Raw genomic sequence first — 457 nt, 5'->3', positions numbered from 1 at the left:
TTGGTGCTCAAGCCCGTCATCAGAACTCCTCCCAGCTGTCGCCGCCCTTAACGGCGGCGTTCCTCTGGAACGCATGCGCGACCTTGGCTGTCATCTGACGCACCGGATTGCCAGCCGGTCGAGATGTGGCAGATGCAGCCCTCGGGGTCGAACGCTGGGATTGCACCCCGCCGATATTGAATTGGGACAGAAGTTGGAACAGGGCGTCAGCCTCCTTGGCGAGACCGTGGGCGGCTGCAGATGTCTCTTCGACCATAGCAGCGTTCTGTTGCGTGCCCTGGTCCATCGTGTTGACGGCCGTATTGATTTCTTTCAGACCTGTCGCTTGCTCGCGGGAGGCGTCTACGATCGCCCCGACGTTGCTATCGACATGGACAACCTGCCCGACGATTTCCTCTAAAGCCTTGCCGGTTTCGCCGACGAGAGCAACACCGTTCTTGACATGACCGTTGGACGT

The 457-nt window shown here is 59.7% G+C and carries 1 protein-coding gene; it reads right to left on the bottom strand.

From position 1 onward, the window contains the following. Positions 1-19: 19 nt before the first annotated feature. Positions 20-457: methyl-accepting chemotaxis protein (locus tag ACYJRZ_RS31965; protein WP_459465547.1), on the bottom strand; the 438-nt coding region annotated here is incomplete at its 5' end.

It is taken from the genome of Rhizobium sp. No.120, from assembly GCF_054558365.1.
The sequence above is the reverse complement of the archived record's forward strand: the minus strand, read 5'-3'. Positions and strand labels throughout refer to the sequence as shown.